Genomic DNA, 537 nt, shown 5'->3' on the forward strand with positions numbered 1-537 from the left:
AAGTCGTAACAAGGTAGCCGTACCGGAAGGTGTGGCTGGATCACCTCCTTTAAAGGAGACCTACACCCCTTACATATCGAAAAGCAAACAGTTAAATAGATAGTAAGTTGGTCATTCCTTAGGTCGGTCGCAGACATTTGCAAAATGTAAAAAGCTTTCAAACTATGATTTGGTTCGTTTATGGGCTATTAGCTCAGGTGGTTAGAGCGCACCCCTGATAAGGGGGAGTTCAGACGTGTGCTCTTCCGATCTACCCCTGATAAGGGTGAGGTCCCTGGTTCGAGTCCAGGATGGCCCACCTGAATCAATTAAAAATGTAAAATTAGAAATTAAAAATTTATTTCATTTTTAATTATCAATTTTTAATTGTATCTGGGGGTTTAGCTCAGTTGGTAGAGCGCCTGCTTTGCAAGCAGGATGTCAGCGGTTCGAGTCCGCTAACCTCCACCTGATGGTGATTGCCAAAAAAAGCGATAGAGAGTTCAGCAACATGACTTTGGTGTCAGACTGCTGAGTTAGTTCTCAGCCAGAACCTTG

General features: G+C 43.6%; 2 tRNA genes and 1 rRNA gene. All 3 read left to right on the top strand.

The window, feature by feature from the left end:
- Positions 1-51, top strand: a 16S ribosomal RNA gene (locus RMZ95_RS34035); the annotation flags it as partial.
- 131 nt (positions 52-182) lie between these two features.
- Positions 183-298, top strand: a tRNA-OTHER gene (locus RMZ95_RS34040).
- Between the two features lie 76 nt (positions 299-374).
- Positions 375-447: transfer RNA gene (locus tag RMZ95_RS34045), tRNA-Ala, on the top strand.
- The last annotated feature ends 90 nt before the right edge of the window (positions 448-537 follow it).

Source organism: Nostoc sp. DedQUE07 (assembly GCF_034530975.2).
In the GTDB taxonomy this organism is placed as follows: domain Bacteria; phylum Cyanobacteriota; class Cyanobacteriia; order Cyanobacteriales; family Nostocaceae; genus Nostoc.